We start from the raw sequence: 19,006 nt of genomic DNA on the forward strand, positions 1-19,006 counted from the left end.
AGGACGCGAGCCGGGCGAGGGTTGGTTACGCGTCGCCCTTGGTGGGGTCGCTCTTGGTCGAATCGGTTGAGGGGGCCTCGTCGGCAATGCGCTCACCGAACTCTGGTTCGCCCAGGAGGATCGCGTCGTCTTCATTGAGCCGGGCCGCGCGCGCGTCGTCGGTCGACGACTCGAGTTCGGCATCGGCTTCGTCGGCGGACTCGTCGGTGACGGCGGGCTCGACGACGCGGGAGATCGCCTGGCGGTGCATCTGGACGACGGTTCCGGGAGCAATCTCGAGCTCGACCTTGTTTGCTTCCTCGTCGATCGACAGAATGGTTCCGTACATACCGAAGTTGGTCATGACGTTCGCGCCCGCGACCATCTGCGACTGCAGCGACGCCTGTTCCTTCTGGCGCTTGCGGCCGTTGCGGAACATAAAGAACACCAGCAGCGCCAGTACGGCGAGCATGACGAGAGTCAACGGATCCATAGTGCAGCAAAGCCTTTCAGTTGCGGCGCGGTGGCCGAAGCGTGTGCGTACATGCGGCTCGGAGCGAACCACATCGAATTATAGGTCATCAAGCGGAAGGGCGGGTTGGCGGCCGACGTCGTTCGGATCGGCGAGCCCGAAGTGCCGCCAGGCGGCTGCCGTCGCCACGCGGCCACGCGGGGTGCGCGTGAGGAAGCCTATCCGTACCAGGAACGGCTCAACGACCGACTCGACGGTCTCGGCTTCTTCCCCCACCGAGACGGCGAGGGTGTTCAGTCCGACCGGCCCACCCCCAAAACGGGTAAGGATGATGTTCATGACCTCGCGGTCGAGCCTGTCGAGGCCGATCGGGTCGACGTCGTAGAGCTCGAGGGCCGCGTGGACGGCCGCCAGGTCGGCGGCACCGCCATGGACGAGGGCGTAGTCGCGCACCCTGCGCAAGAGCCGGTTCGCGATACGCGGCGTTCCCCTGCAGCGACCGGCGATCTCCGCGATGGCCTCCCTGTCGATGTCGAGGTCGAGCATGGTCGCCGCGCGGGCGAGGACCTGTTCCAGCTCCTGGCTGGCATAGAACTCGAGGTGCGCCGTGAACCCGAACCGGTCGCGAAGCGGGTTCGGGAGCATCCCGGACCGTGTCGTCGCGCCGACGAGGGTGAATGGGGCGAGGTCGAGCGGCACGGACGTGGCGCCTGCGCCCTTGCCCACCATGATGTCGATGCGGAAGTCCTCCATTGCGAGGTAGAGCATCTCCTCTGCGGACCTCGCCATCCGGTGGATCTCGTCGATGAAGAGCACTTCGCCTGGCACGAGGGAGGACAGCACCGCTGCCAGGTCGCCGGCGTGCTGGATGGCCGGACCGCTCGACATGCGCAGCGGGCGGTTGCCCTCGTAGGCGATGATCATGGCGAGCGTTGTCTTGCCGAGGCCGGGAGGGCCGGCGAGCAGGATATGGTCTGGTGTGCGATTCTGCATCGTTGCGGCGGTGAGCATGAGCTGCAACTGGCCGCGCACCTTCTGCTGGCCGACGAATTCCGCGAGGCTCCGCGGGCGGAGCGCGCCCTCGAATGCCAGCTCGGCCTCACCCTCGAGCAGTGGGCTCGTGAGCTCGACCCCGGGGTCCGGCGTCGCCGCGAACTGGTCCGATGTCACTGCCGGTCCTCCGAAGCCTGGTGCGCCGGTCCGAGCCGGGCGAGGACGAGCCTCAGCAGGGCGGCGACACCGATCAGGTCGGGTTCGGCGGCCTCGGCGAGGGTCTCCCTGACGGCTTCCTCCGCGACTCGCTCGGACCAGCCGAGGCCGATCAGGGCGGCCTGGACGCTCGCTGCGGGGCTTGCCACGGCAGGACGCCTGGTGCGGGGTGCGCCGTCGACGGCCGAAACCACGACCTTGCCGGCCAGGGACAGGATGATGAGCTTCGCGGTCTTCGGCCCGATGCCGCTGACCTTGCGGAAGACGGCGTCGTCTTCACCTGCGACGGCCTGGGCCACCTGGTTCGGGGTGAGCACGGCGAGTACGCCGAGCGCGGACTTCGGGCCGACCCCTGTGACGCCGATGAGAAGTTCGAAGACGGACAGCTCGTCGGCGGTCGCGAAACCGTAGAGGGTGAGCGAGTCCTCCCTGACCAGCAGGGTTGTCAGCAGGCGCGCCTCGCTGCCGTGCCGGAGGCCGAGGGCGGTCGTCGGCGTCACCTGCACGGCGAGCCCGACTCCCCCGACCTCGAGCACCGCCGTCGAGCCAACGGCGGTGAGGACGAGTCCACGTACGGAAGAGATCATCGCTTAAGCCTACGGGGCACCGCCGACGCTGCCGCTCCGCGCTCCGCGGCGCGCCACGCAGCCTGTGCCGGCGTGAGTGCGCCGCCCGCGAGTCCGTCCGTCGTCGGAAGGGTGCCTCCTGATGCCCCGGTTCGCCAGGCGTGGCAGATGGCCAGTGCGAGTGCGTCCGCGGCATCCGCCGGTTTCGGGACCTCGCTGAGGCCGAGCACGCGGGCGACCATGGCGCCGACCTGGGCCTTGTCGGCCGAGCCGTAGCCGGTGATCGCCGCCTTGACCTCGCTCGGGGTATGCAGGGTGACCGTGAGGCCGCGCTGGGCGGCGAGCAGGAGGGCGACCCCGCTGATCTGGGCGGTGCCCATCACCGTGCGCACGTTGTGCTGGGCGAAGACGCGCTCGATCGCGACGAAGGCCGGCCTATGCCGGTCCATCATCTCCTCGAGTCCTCGGCTCAGCAGCAGCAGGCGCTGCTCGAGTGGCAGGTCGGGCGAACTGCGCAACACGGTGACGTCGACGAGGGTAGCCGTGCGGTTCGGCGCGACGTCGACGACACCGACGCCGCAACGGGTGAGCCCGGGGTCGATTCCGAGCACCCGCACGGCCACCGTTGACTACTCGTTCTCGGCTTCGAGCTCAGCGGAGACTGCGGCAGACACGGCGTAGTTGCTGTAGATGTTCTGCACGTCGTCGAGTTCCTCGAGTGCGTCGATGAGCTTGAACACCTTGCGAGCGGTCTCCGCGTCGACGTCGATCGTGAGCTGCGGGACGAAGGCGATATCGGCCGAGTTGTAGTCGATTCCGGCGGCCTGCAGTGCCGTACGGGTTGCCACGAGGTCCTGGACCTCGCTGAAGACCTCGAAGGTCTCCCCCTCGTCGACGACTTCTTCGGCACCCGCGTCGAGGACCGCGCCGAGAACGTCGTCTTCGGTCACGCCGTTCGCCTTGGAGACGACGACGATTCCCTTGCGGTGGAAGTTGTAGGCAACACTGCCCGGGTCGGCCATGTTGCCGCCGTTGCGGCTGACCGTCGTGCGGACTTCAGCCGCAGCGCGGTTCTTGTTGTCGGTGAGACACTCGATCATGATGGCGACGCCGTTTGCGGCGTAGCCCTCGTACATGATCGTGGTGTAATCGACGACGACGCCGGCGAGGCCGGCTCCGCGCTTGACCGCACGGTCGATGTTCTCGTTGGGGACCGAAGTCTTCTTGGCCTTCTGGATCGCATCCACAAGCGTCGGGTTACCCGACAGGTCGGCGCCGCCCATCCGAGCGGCGACCTCGATGTTCTTGATCAGCTTGGCGAAGGCCTTGGCCCTCCGTGAGTCGGTGACCGCCTTCTGGTGCTTGGTAGTCGCCCACTTGGAATGTCCGGACATGAATCTCCCGTTGTCGTGCTTGGCTGTCTGATTGTGGTGCCGGCCGTCTGCCGCCAGTGGCAGAAAAGCGAATTCGTCGCACCAATGCGCTGTTGGCCAGTCTAACCCGAGGTGCCCGATCCGCCCCGCCGGAGCCGTCCGGCAGGCGTGGCGGACGCCCTGACGAAGCAGGGAGGATCAGAGCGTGATGATTTTCTGCAGGGTGTTCAGGTTGCGGGTCGTCGTCGTGGCGCGGTATTTCACCTTGGCGCTCTTTTTGCTGAAGGCGCTCTTGATTCCGACGGCACGCCGGACCTCCCAGTAGAGGACGCCGTGGCCGAGTTCGATCCGCTCGTCCGCCTGGTCGAGCTCCCTGGCATGGCCGGCGAGCTCCGCGAGGTGGGAGGGGTCAGAACCGAACATGACGTAGGCGTGCCAGCCCTCCCGTTCCGGGAACGGGTAGGACCGCACCTCGCGGGCGAGTTCTGCCTCGTCGATCAGCACAATCCAGGCCTCGTAATCGAAGCGCTCCGACAACGCCGCCTCGATCCGGCTCTTGATCGCGTCCGGTGAAGCCTCGGCCGCCTCGTCGACTGTGAAGACGACGTTGCCGCTCGCGACCACCGTCTTGACGTCCGAGTAGCCGAGGCCCTCGAAGGTCTTCACGAGATCATTCATGGCCACGGTTATGCCGTTGACATTGATTCCCCTGAGCAGGGCTACATATCTCATCATCGTTGACTCATGCCAGAACCCTAGTCCCGCAGCCGGCAGGCGGGAAACCCCGGCCGGATCAGCCGAGGAAGCGGGCGGCCGCGACCGTTCCGAGGAAGTACTCGTGGAAGCGGTGCTCCCCCGTGATCTCCGGGTGGAACGAGGTGCCGAGCAGGCGCCCCTGCTCGACCGCGACGCAGCGGCCGTCGGCGAGCCGCGCGAGGGCCCTTGCCTTCGGACCGACGGTATCGACGACCGGGGCGCGGATGAACACCGCGTGCACCGGCGCATCGCCGAGCACCGGTACCTCCAGATCGGTCTCGAAGGACTGCGTCTGGGAGCCGAAGGCATTGCGCCGGACGCTGATGTCGAGGCCGCCGATGCTCTCCTGGCCGCGAATGCCGTCGACGACGGTGTCCGCGAGCATGATCAGTCCCGCGCAGGTCCCGTAGACCGGGAGGCCGGCCCTGACGGCGGCGCGCAAGGGATCGGCGAGGCCGAAGGCCCGCGCGAGCTTGTCCATCACGCTGGATTCGCCGCCCGGAATCACGAGCCCGTCGACGCGGGCGAGTTCTTCTGGTCGGCGCACCAGGACGACGTCCGCTCCGAGGGTGCGCAACACCTGCGCATGCTCGCGGAAGTCGCCCTGGAGGGCGAGTACTCCTACCGTCACCTGTTCGAGCTACCAGCCGCGCTCGGAGAGGCGGTGCGGTGCCGCGAGGTCGGACACGTTGATGCCGACCATGGCTTCGCCGAGGCCGCGAGAAACTTCGGCGACGATCTTGGCGTCGTCGAAGAAGGTGACGGCCTTGACGATCGCGTTGGCGCGCTGCTCCGGGTTGCCGGACTTGAAGATTCCGGAGCCGACGAAGACGCCGTCCGCGCCGAGCTGCATCATCATCGCGGCGTCTGCAGGGGTGGCCACGCCGCCCGCGGTGAAGAGCACGACGGGGAGCTTGCCGGTCGCGGCGATCTCGACGACGAGCTCGTACGGCGCCTGCAGGTCCTTGGCCGCCACGTAGAGCTCGTCCTTGCTGAGCGAAGCGAGGCGCTTGATCTCGGCGTTGATGGTGCGGATGTGCTTGGTCGCCTCCGAGACGTCGCCGGTGCCGGCCTCGCCCTTCGACCGGATCATCGCGGCACCCTCGTTGATGCGGCGGAGCGCCTCACCGAGGTTGGTCGCGCCGCACACGAACGGCACGTCGAACTTCCACTTGTCGATGTGGTTCACATAGTCGGCCGGGCTGAGGACCTCGGACTCGTCGATGTAATCGACGCCGAGCGCCTGCAGGACCTGCGCCTCGACGAAGTGACCGATACGAGCCTTCGCCATCACGGGGATGGAGACCTCGGCGATGATGCTGTCGATCAGGTCCGGGTCACTCATCCGCGCGACGCCGCCCTGGGAGCGGATGTCCGCGGGAACGCGCTCGAGCGCCATGACGGCGACGGCTCCGGCATCTTCGGCAATGCGGGCCTGGGCTGCAGTGACGACGTCCATGATGACGCCGCCCTTCATCATGTCGGCGAGTCCGCGCTTGACGCGGCTCGAACCAAACTGCTCGATGGATGTTGTTTCAGTCATAACGTGAATTCTATTCCTTGCGTCTGGTGGGAACTCCGCGAGCAGCGGCTGCGGGAGCGGGAATGGTAGGGATGGGTGGAGCTAGTCCTCGTCGCGCGGCCAGCCGTCCGCGACCATCCGGCGGACGTCGCCGAGCAGCTGCGGAATGGCCTTGGTCTTCGCGATGATCGGGAAGAAGTTCGAGTCTGTGGCCCAGCGCGGAACGATGTGCTGGTGCAGGTGTTCGGCGATGCCCGCTCCGGCGACCCTGCCCTGGTTCATCCCGATGTTGAAGCCGTCGCAGTTGGAGGTCACGGCGAGCACGCGCATCGCCACCTGGGTCAGACTACCGATCTCGGCGACTTCCTCTGGCGTTGCTTCGTCATAGGTCGCAATGTGGCGGTACGGGCAGACGAGCAGGTGGCCGCTGTTGTACGGGAACAGGTTGAGGAGCACGTACGCGTGCGTGCCGCGGGCGACGATGAGCGCCTTCTCGTCGGTCATCGCCGGGGCGAGGCAGAACGGGCAGGCGTCGGCGTGCGGCTGCGTGCCGTCCTGGATGTAGACCATCCGGTGCGGCGTCCACAACCGTTGGAAGGCATCCGGTACGGCCGCGAAGTCGCTGGACGATTCGATCGTCTCGTCTCCGGCGTCCATCTCAGACCTGCGCCTTCGTTGCGATCGCGTCGACGATACGGGCGATCGCATCCACGACGGGGATGCCGTTCTCCTGGGTACCGTCCCTGAAACGGAAGCTCACCGATCCGGCCGCCCGGTCGTCTTCGCCTGCGATCAGCTGGAACGGCACCTTCGCCTTGGTGTGGGTGCGGATCTTCTTGGGCATCCGGTCGCTCGAGGTGTCGAGTTCGGCGCGCACCCCGAGTGCCTTCAGCTGCCGGATGACTTCACCGAGATAGTCCTCGTACGCTTCGGCGACGGGGATGCCGACGACCTGGACCGGGGACAGCCAGACCGGGAAGGCGCCGGCATAGTGCTCGAGGAGGATAGCGAAGAAGCGCTCGATGGAGCCGAGTAGGGCACGGTGGATCATCACCGGCTGCTGGCGGGTCCCGTCGGAGGCGGTGTACTCCAGGTCGAAGAGTTCCGGCTGGTTGAAGTCGAGCTGGACCGTGGAGAGCTGCCAGGTCCTGCCGATCGCGTCTCTGGCCTGCACGGAGATCTTCGGGCCATAGAACGCCGCTCCGCCCGGGTCGCTGACCAGTTCGAGCCCGGACTCGACGGCGACCTGCCTGAGGGTCTCGGTTGCCTCGTCCCACTGCTCGTCGGTGCCGACGAACTTCACCGGGTCCTTGGTGGAGAGTTCGAGGTAGAAATCGGTGAGCCCGTATCCCCGCAGCGTCTCGAAGACGAACTCGAGCTGGCTGGCGACTTCCGCCTTCACCTGGCTCGCGGTGACGTAGATGTGGGCATCGTCCTGGGTGAGCCCGCGCACCCGGGTGAGGCCGGACAGCGTTCCGCTCTTCTCGTACCGGTAGACGGTTCCGAATTCGGCCAGACGCAGCGGAAGTTCGCGGTAGCTGCGGCCCCGCGCCTTGAAGATGAGGTTGTGCATCGGGCAGTTCATCGGTTTGAGGTAGTAGTCCTGGCCCTGCCGGGTGATGTTCCCCTCCGCGTCGACCTCTTCATCGAGGTGCATCGGCGGGAACATGCCGTCCTTGTACCACTGCAGGTGCCCGCTGGTCTCGAACAGGTGCGCCTTGGTGATGTGCGGGGTGTTGACGAGGTCGTAGCCGTTCGCGAGCAGCTGCTCGCGCATGTAGTTCTCGATCTCCGCGCGGATGATCCCGCCCTTGGGGTGGAAGACCGCCAGTCCGGAACCGATTTCCTCCGGGAAGGAGAACAGGTCGAGTTCCTGGCCGAGCTTGCGGTGGTCGCGCTTGGCGGCTTCCTCCTGGCGAGCCTGGAAAGCGCGCAGCTCGTCCTTGGTCGGCCAGGCGGTCCCGTAGATGCGCTGCAGCTGCGGGTTCTTCTCCGAGCCGCGCCAGTATGCGGCGGCGAGTCTGGTCAGCGAGTATCCGTTGCCGATCATGCGGGTGTTCGGCAGGTGCGGGCCACGGCAGAGGTCTTTCCAGACCGTCTCGCCCGTCTTCGGGTCGACGTTGTCGTAGATGGTGAGCTCGGCGCCGCCGACCTCGACCGATTCGTTGTCCGCGGTGGCCGCGACGGCGCCGCCCTTCAGCCCGATCAGCTCGAGCTTGTACGGTTCCGCGGCGAATTCGGCCCTGGCGTCGTCATCGGTCACGACGCGCCGCACGAAACGCTGGCCCTGGCGGATGATGCGGTCCATGGCCTTCTCGAGCGCCTTGATGTCTTCTGGCGTGAACGGCACCTCGACATCGAAGTCGTAGTAGAAGCCGTCCGTCACGGGCGGACCGATCCCCAGGCGTGCCGCCGGGTTGACGTTCTGCACCGCCTGGGCGAGCACGTGCGCTGCCGAGTGGCGGAGGATGTTCAGGCCATCCGGCGACGAAATCGTCACGGGTTCCACGACATCCGTCTGGGTCAGCGTTGCGGCGAGATCCTTGAGCTCACCGTTGACGCGCATTGCGACAACAGACCGGTCGGTGAAAAGCTCAAAGCCGTCAGCCACGTGTAGTACTCCTCAGTATTGTGCGAACCCCTCCAACTTTAGCGGCGCGGTCGCGACCGGGATTCCCGTGCGGCTCGGGCGGCTGCCAGGCTCAGGCCACGAGGACGGTGTCGTGCGCACGCAACGGCACGGGTGCCCCCTGCGGCAGCCGGCGGAAGAGATGCCCGATGACGTCCGGTGAACAGGCGATCACCTTGACGAGCCCTGGCCGGTCACGGGCGAGAGTCGGATCGGATGCGAGGGTGACCGCCAGGAGCCCCGCTCCGCCGTCGAGGAGCGGGGAGAGCCCGGCGGCGATCCGCGGGCTGACGTGGCCGACCGGACGCCCGGTCGCAGCGTGGACGGCGATCCCACGGGGGCCGGACCCGTGCGCCTGCTCGCGGACGAGCGCGACGACCGAACCGGGCTGGAGGAGTCCCTCTCGTGCGACGATCGTGCGCTGGTCGACATTGTGCAGCCAGAAGCTCCAGATGCCGAGGCCGCGCAGGTGGCTGTTGCCGAGCGCGACGACCCGGCCGGTGCTGGGCTCCGTCAGCCACAATTCACCGGCGTCGGCGGCGAGGTACAGGGTGGGCAGTCCTTGCGCATCGGCGATGAGCAGGCGGTCCCAGTCCTGCGGCGGCAGGTACCTGCTTGCCGGCACCCCGCGACGGGGGGCCCTGCTGGCGCCCGGGCGGTCGGTGACGTCAGCGCCGACGACGGCCGGGAAGTCGGTCGCCCGGCGGCCGAACCGGATGCCGTGCGGCACCGTGTGCGAATTCATGGCGAACCTCCCCCTTGAGAGTGCTGCACCAGACTCCGGACCGGTATCCCCATTCCGGTGGACGTTAAACGAAAAAACCCCCGGGGTAACCGGGGGTTTATCTGTGGGCGATACTGGGATCGAACCAGTGACCTCTTCCGTGTCAGGGAAGCGCGCTACCGCTGCGCCAATCGCCCAAATCTAGTGCTTCAAGAACTTCGTTCTCCAAGACTGGAGGTGGATACGGGATTCGAACCCGTGTATACGGCTTTGCAGGCCGCTGCCTCGCCTCTCGGCCAATCCACCGTATTCGGGTTCATACCAAAGAGAATCGGCCTTTCGGCCGATTCAATTCGAGCGGATGACGAGATTCGAACTCGCGACCCTCACCTTGGCAAGGTGATGCGCTACCACTGCGCCACATCCGCAACTGCGCGCATTTCTGCGTGCTTTGAAGACTGTACCGGTACTTTTCCGGATATACAAACCGAGCGGAACTTGAGCGTGCGGTGGCGCGTCGGTGCACGACAGACGCCCGGTCTGGGCTAGTATCGAGAGTCGCGGTCGAACAAAATTCGCTCGCCGCGGGCGATTGGCGCAGTTGGTAGCGCGCTTCCTTCACACGGAAGAGGTCATCGGTTCGAGTCCGGTATCGCCCACTCCTACACAGGAGAAAACCCCGCCGGAGCGGGGTTTTTTTGTACCCTCGTACTGGGGGGGGCCAATCCCGCCAACCTGAGTGCGTCCTGTGCCAAGCTCTTCTTCAAGCCGAAGGACCATCCCATTGGATCCCCGGCCCAGCGAACCCTCCTTCGTCTTCATCACGAAAGAGCGCTGTACTCCCGTCCTGTTCCGTGAAGTGAACCGAGTCGCATCGTTCGCTTCCCGGGACTCGTGAACGCCGCACGACGACGGCTGCGTTCGACCTGCCGCATGCACGCCTCGCGGCAGACCTCGTGCGTCCGTCGTCGGCCGTTCCAGACACCACCCGGTAATCCCCCCAGCAGTAGTACAACAGCCAGAAAGGCTCCTCTCATGACTTCCGTCGAAACCACAACGGCCACCCCCGGCAAGATCCTCGGCATCGTCGGGTTCATCCTCGCCTTCATTCCCTACCTCCAGCTGCCCGGCCTCATCGTGAGCATCATCGGCTTCAACCAGGCCAAGAAGGCCGGCGCCCCCAACGGCCTCGCCAAGGCCGGCATCATCCTGAGCGCGATCTTCCTCGTGCTCTTCGTGGTCATCCTTGTCGTCATCTTCTCTGTGGCAGCGGCCAACCCGACGCCCAGCGCCTAAGCACCCGGTTCAGCGCGTCCCGCTCCCCCTCAGGCCCCGGCCTTCAGGGGAGCGGGACGTTTTCCATGTCCGGCGCTCTGACCCTGGCAACGTCCGGATGGCCTCGCCCACCTAGTCTGTGAACATGGATCTCCTGCTCGGCTTCTGGGAACGTGTCACGGCCAGGAACGATGTACTCCCCCTCATCCCCGCCTGGCTCACCATCGCGGCCGCGGCCGCCATCGTGCTCGTCCCGGCGTTGTGGCGGGCCTGCAGGAATGTGGTCACCATCGCGCATGAGGGCGGCCACGCGCTCGTCGCGACCCTCGGCGGCCGACAGCTCGACGGCATCCGGCTGCACTCTGACACGTCGGGGCTCACCGTCAGCAGGGGCAAACCCCGCGGACTCGGGATGGTGCTGACCCTGCTCGCCGGCTATTCCTCGCCCGCCCTGCTCGGACTCGGTGCGGCCTGGCTCCTGAGCCTGGGGTATTCGGTCGGACTGCTCTGGCTCCTGCTCGCGGCCCTCGCCCTGCTTCTCATCCAGGTGCGCAACTGGTTCGGACTCTGGTCCGTGCTCGCGACGGCCACGGTGATCTTCGCGGTCACCTGGTTCGGTTCCGCGTTCGTGCAGAGCGTCTTCGCCCTGCTCGTGACGGCATTCCTTCTTCTCGGCGCCGTACGCACGGTGCTCGAGCTTCAGGGATCACGCTCCCGCCGCCGCGGCACAGCCTCGGATGCCGACCAGCTCGCCCGCCTCACGCACATCCCCGGCCTGCTCTGGGTGGGTGTCTTCCTGATCATCGCGATCGCGTGTGCTGTGCTCGGCGCCGGCCTCCTCGGATCGGGCGGCTGAGCCGAGATCCCCGTCGCGACGGGGGTCGACCAGAGGCCGGCGCGAGCGTGGAGAATCCTCCTTGCACTCTGAGTGTCCGCTGTGCCATGCTCGACCCAAGCCAGACAAGAACTACAGTTCCCGACGACTGACCCAGCGAACCCTCCGGCGCATCAGTGCGACAGAGGGCACCTTCTTGTCCAGCATCGATCTCTCGGCGCAGCGCACACGACGCCCCCTGCTGCCGTTCGTGCTTTCTGCTGCCGCACGTCACCCGAGCAGCCGCCACCCGGACGATCACCCGACCGACCTCCGGTTCCTTCAGCTGTCTGGGTTCCCCATACCCATCTGCCGCCTGCCCGTCCGGGTTCCGGCGCCCACAGAAAGGCCGTCACCATGACGACTCCCGTAGCCTCCGCAGTCAACCCCGGCAAGACCCTCGGTATTGTCGGTCTCATCCTCTCCCTCGTCTCGCTGCAGCCCTTCGGGCTCATTGTCAGCATCGTCGGCTTCGTCAAGTCGAAGAAGGCAGGACTCGGCAACGGCTTCGCCCTCGCCGGAATCATCATCAGTGTCGTCGGCATCATCGTCGTCGGGATCGTGATCGCGGTCGCAGTCAGCGCGGGCGTCAACCTTGCGGCATTCTGCACGGAGCACGGCGCAGGCGTCTTCGACAACAACGGAGTCACCGTCACCTGCGGGGCATAGTCCCCCGGCTTCCCGAACGCCCGACAGGGCCCCCTCGACCGTTACCGGCGAGGGGGTCCTGTTGTCAATGGGCTCCCCGCTCGGCCGCCGGACCGCCAGTGATACGGGTCAGCCCGTTCCGAAACGGGTCGTGACGCCCGGCGAATACAGCACCGAATCCGGTACGCGCCCGCTGAGCGCCGGGAAGCCGGCCTCGGCCAGCAGAGTGTCGTCCAGGTGCACGAGCTCGGCCTGGACGAGCTCCCAGGGCTCGTGGTGGTTACGGAGGTAGACCGTGCGCCCCCTGGCACGGGTGAAAAGCGCCCAGCGCGCCGTGAGGAAGTCCGCGAGCGGTTCACCGGTCACCGGTTCCATCCCCGGCCGGACGACGATATCGGTCCTGGCCCGGCCTGCGAAGTGCCGCAGGGAGGAATAGCGGTACTCGCCCGCCACGACGGCCAGCCGCGTCCGCGACCACATGTACGGAAGTGCGAACGCGGCACGGGCAGCGAGCACCGCCGCGAGCCGCGACGCCTCGAGGGAGACGAAGACGACTCCGCGTCGCCCCTCGGCGTCGACGGCGTAGAGCCGGACATTCACCTCCACGAAATTCCCGAAGTACGGAATGGGTGGGCTGCCCCAGATCGTGGCCCGATCCAGGACGAACGGGATGAGGCCCACCCAGCTGGTGCCGTCGAATTCGTCGGGAACCAGGCCCGCGGGCAGGAGCGGTGCGACCTCGGCGGCCGGCACGCGCCAATGCACGAAGCAGAGGTGCGACCAGCGCTGGCTCGCAACAGCCCGGCCGGCGAGGGGCGGCGCAATCGACGAGGCCGGGTGACTGCTCGGCATGGTCCTAGTTCCAGCCGTAACGGCCGCGCAGGACCGTCGCGATGCGCCCGTAGCGCGCGGCATCGACCCTGGCGGCCTCACGACGCATGCCGCCCGGGTTCACGATGAAGACCCGGTCCACGTTGACCCAGCTGGGACGGCCGCTCCTGTCCCAGTCGCCGACGCCGAGCGCCACATAGTCGGGGTGCCCGGTTCGGTCCTTGCTCGTCAACTGGACGGCCAGGACGGCCCCTTTGCCCGCCTCGGCCACGATCACGACCGGGCGGTCCTTGCCGCGCCCGTCACGTTCCTCGAAGGGAACCCAGGTCCAGACGATTTCTCCAGGGTCCGGACTCGCATTCCGGGTCGGCCGGTAGGCGAGCCGTACATCACGAAGACTCCGCGGGTCGACTTCGACGGTCGCGCCCGCTCCGGTTCGACCAGGGCTCGGAACCGTCGACCGGTCACTGCGAGGCCTCGTCGGCGCGAAGAGTCGCCGCAGGGCACTGAAGAAACCGCGGATGGCTGACACAGCCACACTGTATCGCACCCGATCCGTCAGGCGCTGACGGGCGACTGCTAGGTCGACGGTCAGCATCCGCTCGTGCACAGGCACCGGATCGGACGCAAGAAGGGGCGCATCCGCGTGCCGCGGATGCGCCCCTTCTTGTTTCGGCTGGCTCTGGTTTCAGCTGCCCGTGCAGAGAAAGTGCCGGTTAGACGGCGTCGAGCGCGTAGCCCTCTTCGCCGTGCACGATGGTGTCGACGCCGGCTACTTCGTCTTCGTTCGTGATGCGGAAGCCGATCGTCTTCTGGATGATCCAGCCGATGGCGTATGCCATCACGAAGGAGTAGATGCCGATGCCGAATGCCGCGAGGGCCTGCACGCCGAGCTGGTTGAAGCTGCCCGTCTGGAGGAGGCCGACGTTGTTGCCGACGAGACCGACGTAGAGCGTTCCGATGATGCCGCCGACGAGGTGGATGCCCACGACGTCCAGGGAGTCGTCGAAGCCGAGCTTGAACTTCAGGTCGATCGCGACGGCACAGACGGCGCCCACGATGAGCCCGAGGAGGATGCCCCACATCGGGGTCAGGATGTTACACGCGGGGGTGATCGCGACGAGGCCTGCGACGGCGCCCGATGCTGCACCGATCATGGTCGGCTTGCCGTCCTTGATCTTCTCAACGATCAGCCAGCCGATGATACCGGCGGCGGGTGCTGCGAGGGTGTTGATCCAGGCGAGGGCGGCGATACCGTCGACGGCGGCTTCGGAGCCGGCGTTGAAGCCGAACCAGCCGAACCAGAGCAGTGCGGCGCCGAGGAGGGTCAGCGGCACGTTGTGCGGCTTGGAGATGCCCTTCTTGAAGCCGACGCGCTTGCCGAGGACCAGGGCGAGGGCGAGGCCGGCCGCACCGGCGTTGATGTGCACCGCGGTGCCGCCGGCGAAGTCGTTGACCTTGAGGAGGAAGGGAGCCCAGCCGTCCGTGAGGTTGAACACCCAGTACGCGACCGGGAAGTAGACCAGGGTGGCCCAGACGCCGGCGAAGATCATCCACGCGCCGAACTTGGCCCGGTCGGCGATCGCTCCGGAGATGAGGGCGACGGTGATGATCGCGAAGGTGGCCTGGAAGCCGGCGAACGCGAGGGCGCCCAGGTCGGGTCCGCCGTCCTTGCCGCTCGTCAGGAGTGCGTTGAGGCCGATCAGCTCGGACGGGTTTCCGAGCCAGCCGCCGATGAGCGGCGGTCCGAAGGACAGGCCGTAACCGTAGAGGACCCACAGCACGCCGATCAGGCCCATGGCGCCGAAGCTCATCATCATCATGGAGATGACGCTCTTCGCCTTGACCATGCCGCCGTAGAAGAAGGCCACGCCCGGAGTCATCAGGAGGACGAGGGCTGCCGCGACGAGGAGCCACAGGGAATTGATGTTTGTGGTAAGTGCATCAGTCGTATCGTCCAGCAGGACCGACAGTTCAACCATGGATATGGTTACCTCTCTCTAACTAACAGGGATGACCGCCGACGTGCACAGGGTGAGCGTGAAGCGTGTATCGGCAGGTACAGAGACAGTGTGGAGTGCACACGTTTCCGCACACGCTCAGGGATGTTTCGACCGCGTTACGCGATTGTTGACCGTGTTAACATCGTGTTTCCTGACGCCCGGTATCTCCCGACTCCGCGTTTCCCGGCTTGACTCAGCCGCCGATTCGACAGGGCCGTTCCGGCAAACAGGCACGTCAGAGCCGCATTCGGCCGCGACGGATCCCGGTTTCAGTCGTGCGGAGGGAGCTCGCCCGTTGTCAGTGCCACCATCCGCGACTGGGAGCGCTGGTACTTCTTCCGGTAGCCGCCCGCGAGCATCTCATCGTCGAAGACCTCCGCGAGGGGCAACCCGCTCGCGACGATCGGTATTTCGGCGTCGTAGACGCGATCGATGAAGGCGACCAGCCGCAGGGCATCCGTCTGGTCGGTCAACAGGTAGCTGTCGGTCAGGGCGATGACCTCGACCCCGGCGATCAGTTTGATGTACTTCGACGGATGCACGGTGCTGAGATGCCGGATCAGGGAACCGAAGTCGTCTTCCGTCACGTTCGCTCCCCTGGCCACGAGCGCCGCGACGAGCCGGTCGAGTTCGGGTCCCTCGACGGCGACGGAGTGGCCTTCGATGTCGCGCCTGCGGTAGTCGAGCCCGTCGATGCGGAGGATTTCGAAGTTCGCGGACATGGCGCGGATCTCGCGAAGGAAGTCGATGGCCGCGAACCGGCCCTCACCGAGTGAATTCGGCGGCGTATTGGAGGTCGCGGCGACCCGGGTGCCCGAGGCCACGAGCTCGCCGAGCAACCGCGTCATCAACATGGTGTCGCCCGGGTCGTCGAGTTCGAACTCGTCGATGCAGATGAGCTTCGCCCCGGAGAGCTGCCGGACCGCCGCAGCATAACCGAGCGCCCCGACGAGGGCGGTGTATTCGATGAAGGTGCCGAAGTACTTGGGGCCCGGCGCGGAGTGCCACAGCGCGGCGAGCAAGTGGGTCTTCCCGACGCCGAACCCACCGTCGAGGTAGATCCCCGGGAGTTGCGCTGGAGCCTTCCGGGTACGTGAGAAGAATCCGCCGGGGCGCTGCGGTCGCCAGGCCTCGGCGAAGGCCGTGAGCCGGTCGACGGCCTCGAGCTGGGAAGGGAAGTTCACATCGGGCCGGTAGGACTCGAATGAGGCGTGCTCGAACTGGGGAGGCGGCACGAGTTCGGCGACGATTTCGGCCCCCGTGATCTCGGGAGAGCGTTCCGCGAGCCGATGCAGCCGACTGGGAGCCCGGGGCGCCTCTGGAACCATCGTGGAATACCCGTGTTTCTGTCTCGGTTGGCCATATGGGCTGCTTTTCGGACATTCGTGTTGAAGTATTTCACCACGAATGCGCGACCAGGCCGGACCGCGTACATTCGAAGCGCGGGCCGGAAGACCAGCCTAAACCGCGTTCAAATGATCCCGGGGCACCGCCCGGCCCCACTGGAGGTTCCCATGCCCGTCGATCTCGATCCGGATGCCAAGTTCGCCGCGTACGCTCATCCCGAACGGCTCGTCAGCACGGCCTGGCTGCGCGAACACCAGGGTGATGCCGGACTCACTGTCCTCGAGTCCGACGAGGACGTGCTCCTCTATGAGAGCGGCCACATCCCCGGCGCCGTCAAGATCGACTGGCACACCGAGCTCAACGACGCGGTCCAGCGGGACTTCGTCGACAGCGCTGCCTTCGCGGCCGTCCTGGGTTCGAAGGGCATCGCGCGCGATTCCACCGTCGTGATCTACGGCGACAAGAACAACTGGTGGGCCGCGTACGCGCTCTGGGTGTTCAGCCTCTTCGGCCACCCCGACGTGCGCCTGCTCGACGGCGGCAGGGACAAGTGGATCGCCGAGGGCGGAGCCCTGACCCGCGAGGCCACGGAGGTGGCTGCCGCGGAGTACCCCCTCGTCCCCCGCAACGACGCGCCGATCCGCGCCTTCAAGGACGACGTGCTCGCACACTTCGGCCGCCCGCTCATCGACGTCCGCTCCCCCGAGGAGTACACCGGGGAGCGCACCACGATGCCCGCATACCCGGAGGAAGGCGCCCTGCGCGGCGGCCACATCCCCTCTGCGGCCTCCGTGCCGTGGGCGCGCGCCGCGGCACCGGATGCGACCTTCAAGTCCCGCGCGGAACTCGAGGCGATCTACCGCGGCGAGGCGGGGCTCCGCGAGAACGATGCCGTGATCGCGTACTGCCGGATCGGCGAGCGGTCGAGCCACACCTGGTTCGTGCTCACCCACCTGCTCGGATTCGAGGACGTGCGCAACTACGACGGTTCCTGGACGGAATGGGGCAACGCCGTGCGGGTCCCGATCGTCACGGGAGCGGCCGCCGGTACGGCCCCCGAACCCCGCTGAACCAGGACAGGATCTGATTGATGACCACCACCGAACTGCCCGCGAAACTGGCCGAGATCCAGGAAGACTTCCTCGAGCTGGAACAGAAGGACCGCTTACTCCTTCTGCTCGAGTTCGCCGATGAACTCCCCGAGCTTCCGAGCCGGTACCAGGAGCATCCCGACCTGCTCGAACGCGTCGTCGAGTGCCAGTCACCCGTGTTCATCTTCGTCGATGTCGACGACCGGGACGCGGTGCACCTGCACGCGACGGCGCCCAGGGAGTCCCCGACGACCCGGGGATTCGCGTCCATCCTCGCGCAGGGCCTCGACGGCCTGTCCGTCGCCGAGGTGCTCGCCGTGCCGGACGACTACCCGCAGACCATCGGACTCACGCAGGCGGTCTCGCCGCTCCGCATCCGTGGCATGTCCGCGATGCTCGCCCGCACCAAGCGCAAGCTGCGCGAGCGCCCCTGAGACCGCTATCCGGCCGGGTGGAGCGGATCATCAGGCCCGGTCGGTTCCGCCGGGGATTCGAGTTCGCCGAGCCAGGTCCCGATCGCCGCGTTCCATCCTTCCCTGTCATAGTTCCAGAGTTTGGTGTGCCGCGCGACGGTGAACGGTAGAAAGGTCACGATGTCGGGCCGGCGAACCGCGAGGGCGCGCGACGGGCTCGAGGGCACGTAGCCGTCGTCATCGCTGTGCATCAGGAGCACGGGGAGCTCGAGGTCGTCGGCGCGGGTCACGAAGTCGAGCCTGCGGAAGTCGATCGGACTCGCCTGGCCGGTGAGGCGGCCGCCCCACCGCCGGCCGAGGACCTGCATGGCCCCCGTGGCAACGAGGCCAGGCAGGCGAAGCGTGCTGCCCTGGAACGCGACGACGTCTGCCCAGTCGATCACAGGCGAATCGAGCACGATGCCGGAGAGCAGGTGCGGGTAGCCCGTACGCGTCGCGGTTTGCAGCACGATCGCGCCGCCCATCGACCACCCCATCAGCACGATGCTCGTCGCGCCGCGAGCCGCCGCGAAACCGATCGCCGCATCGATATCGCGCCATTCGGTATCCCCGAGTCCGTACCGGCCGTCGTCGCTTCCCGGCGCGTCGCCGTCGTTGCGATACGAGACCAGGAGGCAGCTGTAGCCCCTGTCGTGGAACACAGGGACGGCCCGCAGGGTCTCCTGCCGTCGCACACCCCGCCCGTGCACCTGGATCACCCAGCGACCGTCCGGCCGCTCGGCGGGGACCAGCCAGGCCGGGGCCTCGCCGACCTCCGTCTGCACCTGCACCTGCTCGAACGGGAGGCCGAGATCCCAGGGACCCAGATAGGAATACCCGCCGAGGCGGCCTCTGCGGGCCTCGCTCAGGTCCCCGTAGTCGATTCGGGCTATCCGGCGGATGACCGCCGTCTTCGTCACGCGGAGGACCTCGCCGAGCTGGGCGTGCCCGGACTCACGCTCGAACCAGAAGCTGTAGTCACCGGGCAACACGGAATCCGGCGTCACCGCGAGCGTGATCGTCGCGGCCTCGAGATCGACGCCGAGAACGTCGGTGTCGTCGGCGCGTGCGTCGGACGGCGTCACGATACGACGCGCCATCACGGCGGCCAGCACGCTCACTCCCGCCACCACGACCGCGGCCGCGCCGGCAACTACGAGAGCCGTGACCGCGACGACCAGTCCGCCCGGCGTCCCTGACCTCGATTTTTCCCGCACGCGTACCTCCGGCTGCCCGGCGTGCCTCACCGACCCGC

The 19,006-nt window shown here is 66.9% G+C and carries 21 protein-coding genes and 4 tRNA genes; 6 read left to right on the forward strand and 19 right to left on the reverse strand.

Annotated features, from left to right (window positions below):
* Positions 1-25: 25 nt before the first annotated feature.
* From yajC to RHM57_RS08385, 14 genes are all read right to left on the reverse strand, one after another.
* Positions 26-472: a preprotein translocase subunit YajC gene (gene yajC / locus RHM57_RS08320; RefSeq protein ID WP_134449449.1), complete on the reverse strand. Its 447-nt coding sequence runs from the start codon at positions 470-472 to the stop codon at positions 26-28.
* A 78-nt stretch (positions 473-550) separates the two neighbouring features.
* The gene (ruvB, locus tag RHM57_RS08325) at positions 551-1,564 is read right to left on the reverse strand and encodes a Holliday junction branch migration DNA helicase RuvB (protein ID WP_174774635.1); all 1,014 of its coding nucleotides are present in this window, start codon (positions 1,562-1,564) and stop codon (positions 551-553) included.
* Positions 1,565-1,617: 53 nt separating this feature from the next.
* Entirely contained in the window at positions 1,618-2,247 is a 630-nt protein-coding gene (gene ruvA, locus RHM57_RS08330; RefSeq protein ID WP_134449447.1) for a Holliday junction branch migration protein RuvA, read from the reverse strand.
* Positions 2,244-2,843: a crossover junction endodeoxyribonuclease RuvC gene (ruvC, locus tag RHM57_RS08335; protein WP_322189841.1), complete on the reverse strand. Its 600-nt coding sequence runs from the start codon at positions 2,841-2,843 to the stop codon at positions 2,244-2,246. The genes ruvA and ruvC overlap by 4 nt, the downstream gene beginning before the upstream one ends.
* Before the next feature lie 12 nt (positions 2,844-2,855).
* The gene (locus tag RHM57_RS08340) at positions 2,856-3,620 is read right to left on the reverse strand and encodes a YebC/PmpR family DNA-binding transcriptional regulator (RefSeq protein ID WP_134449445.1); all 765 of its coding nucleotides are present in this window, start codon (positions 3,618-3,620) and stop codon (positions 2,856-2,858) included.
* Positions 3,621-3,797: 177 nt separating this feature from the next.
* Positions 3,798-4,334 carry a DUF1697 domain-containing protein gene (locus RHM57_RS08345; protein ID WP_134559863.1) on the reverse strand — a complete coding sequence of 179 codons (537 nt, stop codon included), beginning with the start codon at positions 4,332-4,334 and terminating at the stop codon, positions 3,798-3,800.
* A 58-nt stretch (positions 4,335-4,392) separates the two neighbouring features.
* Positions 4,393-4,986 carry a pyridoxal 5'-phosphate synthase glutaminase subunit PdxT gene (pdxT, locus tag RHM57_RS08350; RefSeq protein ID WP_134449443.1) on the reverse strand — a complete coding sequence of 198 codons (594 nt, stop codon included), beginning with the start codon at positions 4,984-4,986 and terminating at the stop codon, positions 4,393-4,395.
* 9 nt (positions 4,987-4,995) lie between these two features.
* On the reverse strand, positions 4,996-5,898 hold the full coding sequence (gene pdxS / locus RHM57_RS08355; protein WP_134449442.1) for a pyridoxal 5'-phosphate synthase lyase subunit PdxS: 903 nt from the start codon (positions 5,896-5,898) through the stop codon (positions 4,996-4,998).
* A gap of 81 nt (positions 5,899-5,979) precedes the next feature.
* Positions 5,980-6,534 (reverse strand): HIT family protein, encoded by a 555-nt coding sequence (locus RHM57_RS08360; RefSeq protein ID WP_174774630.1) that lies wholly within the window; start codon positions 6,532-6,534, stop codon positions 5,980-5,982.
* A gap of 1 nt (position 6,535) precedes the next feature.
* Complete coding sequence (gene thrS, locus RHM57_RS08365) at positions 6,536-8,488, reverse strand: threonine--tRNA ligase (protein WP_416173109.1); 1,953 nt, start codon at positions 8,486-8,488, stop codon at positions 6,536-6,538.
* Between the two features lie 91 nt (positions 8,489-8,579).
* A complete protein-coding gene (locus tag RHM57_RS08370; protein ID WP_134449439.1) occupies positions 8,580-9,251 on the reverse strand; it encodes a hypothetical protein in 672 nt (223 codons plus the stop codon).
* 104 nt (positions 9,252-9,355) lie between these two features.
* Positions 9,356-9,427, reverse strand: a tRNA-Val gene (locus RHM57_RS08375).
* 35 nt (positions 9,428-9,462) lie between these two features.
* Positions 9,463-9,536, reverse strand: a tRNA-Cys gene (locus tag RHM57_RS08380).
* Positions 9,537-9,586: 50 nt separating this feature from the next.
* Positions 9,587-9,658 (reverse strand) — tRNA-Gly (locus tag RHM57_RS08385).
* A 158-nt stretch (positions 9,659-9,816) separates the two neighbouring features.
* Here RHM57_RS08385 and RHM57_RS08390 point away from each other — a divergent pair.
* The 4 genes from RHM57_RS08390 to RHM57_RS08405 all read left to right on the forward strand — a co-directional run bounded on the left by RHM57_RS08390 (position 9,817) and on the right by RHM57_RS08405 (position 12,048).
* Positions 9,817-9,889, forward strand: a tRNA-Val gene (locus RHM57_RS08390).
* Between the two features lie 376 nt (positions 9,890-10,265).
* Positions 10,266-10,526, forward strand: coding sequence for a hypothetical protein (locus RHM57_RS08395; RefSeq protein ID WP_134448022.1), 261 nt, complete (start codon positions 10,266-10,268; stop codon positions 10,524-10,526).
* 124 nt (positions 10,527-10,650) lie between these two features.
* Positions 10,651-11,361, forward strand: coding sequence for a M50 family metallopeptidase (locus RHM57_RS08400; RefSeq protein ID WP_134559838.1), 711 nt, complete (start codon positions 10,651-10,653; stop codon positions 11,359-11,361).
* 375 nt (positions 11,362-11,736) lie between these two features.
* Entirely contained in the window at positions 11,737-12,048 is a 312-nt protein-coding gene (locus tag RHM57_RS08405; protein WP_134448018.1) for a hypothetical protein, read from the forward strand.
* Positions 12,049-12,156: 108 nt separating this feature from the next.
* On the opposite strand, the gene RHM57_RS08410 is transcribed toward RHM57_RS08405, so the two are convergent.
* The 4 genes from RHM57_RS08410 to zapE all read right to left on the reverse strand — a co-directional run bounded on the left by RHM57_RS08410 (position 12,157) and on the right by zapE (position 16,189).
* Positions 12,157-12,879, reverse strand: a complete 723-nt coding sequence (locus RHM57_RS08410) for a YqjF family protein (RefSeq protein WP_134448016.1) — start codon at positions 12,877-12,879, stop codon at positions 12,157-12,159.
* A 4-nt stretch (positions 12,880-12,883) separates the two neighbouring features.
* Positions 12,884-13,390 (reverse strand): type II toxin-antitoxin system PemK/MazF family toxin, encoded by a 507-nt coding sequence (locus RHM57_RS08415; protein ID WP_241985051.1) that lies wholly within the window; start codon positions 13,388-13,390, stop codon positions 12,884-12,886.
* Positions 13,391-13,574: 184 nt separating this feature from the next.
* Complete coding sequence (locus RHM57_RS08420; RefSeq protein WP_370294846.1) at positions 13,575-14,741, reverse strand: ammonium transporter; 1,167 nt, start codon at positions 14,739-14,741, stop codon at positions 13,575-13,577.
* A 389-nt stretch (positions 14,742-15,130) separates the two neighbouring features.
* Positions 15,131-16,189 (reverse strand): cell division protein ZapE, encoded by a 1,059-nt coding sequence (gene zapE / locus RHM57_RS08425; protein WP_134448012.1) that lies wholly within the window; start codon positions 16,187-16,189, stop codon positions 15,131-15,133.
* A 186-nt stretch (positions 16,190-16,375) separates the two neighbouring features.
* Between zapE and RHM57_RS08430 the strand changes: the two genes are divergently transcribed.
* Both RHM57_RS08430 and RHM57_RS08435 read left to right on the forward strand, forming a co-directional pair.
* A complete protein-coding gene (locus RHM57_RS08430) occupies positions 16,376-17,278 on the forward strand; it encodes a sulfurtransferase (protein ID WP_134448010.1) in 903 nt (300 codons plus the stop codon).
* Positions 17,279-17,298: 20 nt separating this feature from the next.
* A complete protein-coding gene (locus tag RHM57_RS08435; protein WP_134448008.1) occupies positions 17,299-17,733 on the forward strand; it encodes a SufE family protein in 435 nt (144 codons plus the stop codon).
* A 5-nt stretch (positions 17,734-17,738) separates the two neighbouring features.
* On the opposite strand, the gene RHM57_RS08440 is transcribed toward RHM57_RS08435, so the two are convergent.
* Complete coding sequence (locus RHM57_RS08440) at positions 17,739-18,968, reverse strand: alpha/beta hydrolase family protein (protein WP_322135765.1); 1,230 nt, start codon at positions 18,966-18,968, stop codon at positions 17,739-17,741.
* Between the last annotated feature and the right edge of the window lie 38 nt (positions 18,969-19,006).

It is taken from the genome of Cryobacterium sp. 10S3 (assembly GCF_034344045.1).
Classification (GTDB): domain Bacteria; phylum Actinomycetota; class Actinomycetes; order Actinomycetales; family Microbacteriaceae; genus Cryobacterium; species Cryobacterium glucosi.

Coding starts and splice junctions, on each gene's coding strand:
- RHM57_RS08420 (WP_370294846.1), bottom strand. CDS start 14,741: ATGACTCCGGGCGTGGCCTTCTTCTACGGCGGCATGGTCAAGGCGAAG.
- RHM57_RS08340 (WP_134449445.1), bottom strand. CDS start 3,620: ATGTCCGGACATTCCAAGTGGGCGACTACCAAGCACCAGAAGGCGGTC.
- RHM57_RS08405 (WP_134448018.1), top strand. CDS start 11,737: ATGACGACTCCCGTAGCCTCCGCAGTCAACCCCGGCAAGACCCTCGGT.
- RHM57_RS08400 (WP_134559838.1), top strand. CDS start 10,651: ATGGATCTCCTGCTCGGCTTCTGGGAACGTGTCACGGCCAGGAACGAT.
- RHM57_RS08435 (WP_134448008.1), top strand. CDS start 17,299: ATGACCACCACCGAACTGCCCGCGAAACTGGCCGAGATCCAGGAAGAC.
- RHM57_RS08430 (WP_134448010.1), top strand. CDS start 16,376: ATGCCCGTCGATCTCGATCCGGATGCCAAGTTCGCCGCGTACGCTCAT.
- RHM57_RS08395 (WP_134448022.1), top strand. CDS start 10,266: ATGACTTCCGTCGAAACCACAACGGCCACCCCCGGCAAGATCCTCGGC.
- ruvA (WP_134449447.1), bottom strand. CDS start 2,247: ATGATCTCTTCCGTACGTGGACTCGTCCTCACCGCCGTTGGCTCGACG.
- RHM57_RS08410 (WP_134448016.1), bottom strand. CDS start 12,879: ATGCCGAGCAGTCACCCGGCCTCGTCGATTGCGCCGCCCCTCGCCGGC.
- RHM57_RS08345 (WP_134559863.1), bottom strand. CDS start 4,334: ATGATGAGATATGTAGCCCTGCTCAGGGGAATCAATGTCAACGGCATA.
- RHM57_RS08370 (WP_134449439.1), bottom strand. CDS start 9,251: ATGAATTCGCACACGGTGCCGCACGGCATCCGGTTCGGCCGCCGGGCG.
- yajC (WP_134449449.1), bottom strand. CDS start 472: ATGGATCCGTTGACTCTCGTCATGCTCGCCGTACTGGCGCTGCTGGTG.
- zapE (WP_134448012.1), bottom strand. CDS start 16,189: ATGGTTCCAGAGGCGCCCCGGGCTCCCAGTCGGCTGCATCGGCTCGCG.
- pdxS (WP_134449442.1), bottom strand. CDS start 5,898: ATGACTGAAACAACATCCATCGAGCAGTTTGGTTCGAGCCGCGTCAAG.
- RHM57_RS08360 (WP_174774630.1), bottom strand. CDS start 6,534: ATGGACGCCGGAGACGAGACGATCGAATCGTCCAGCGACTTCGCGGCC.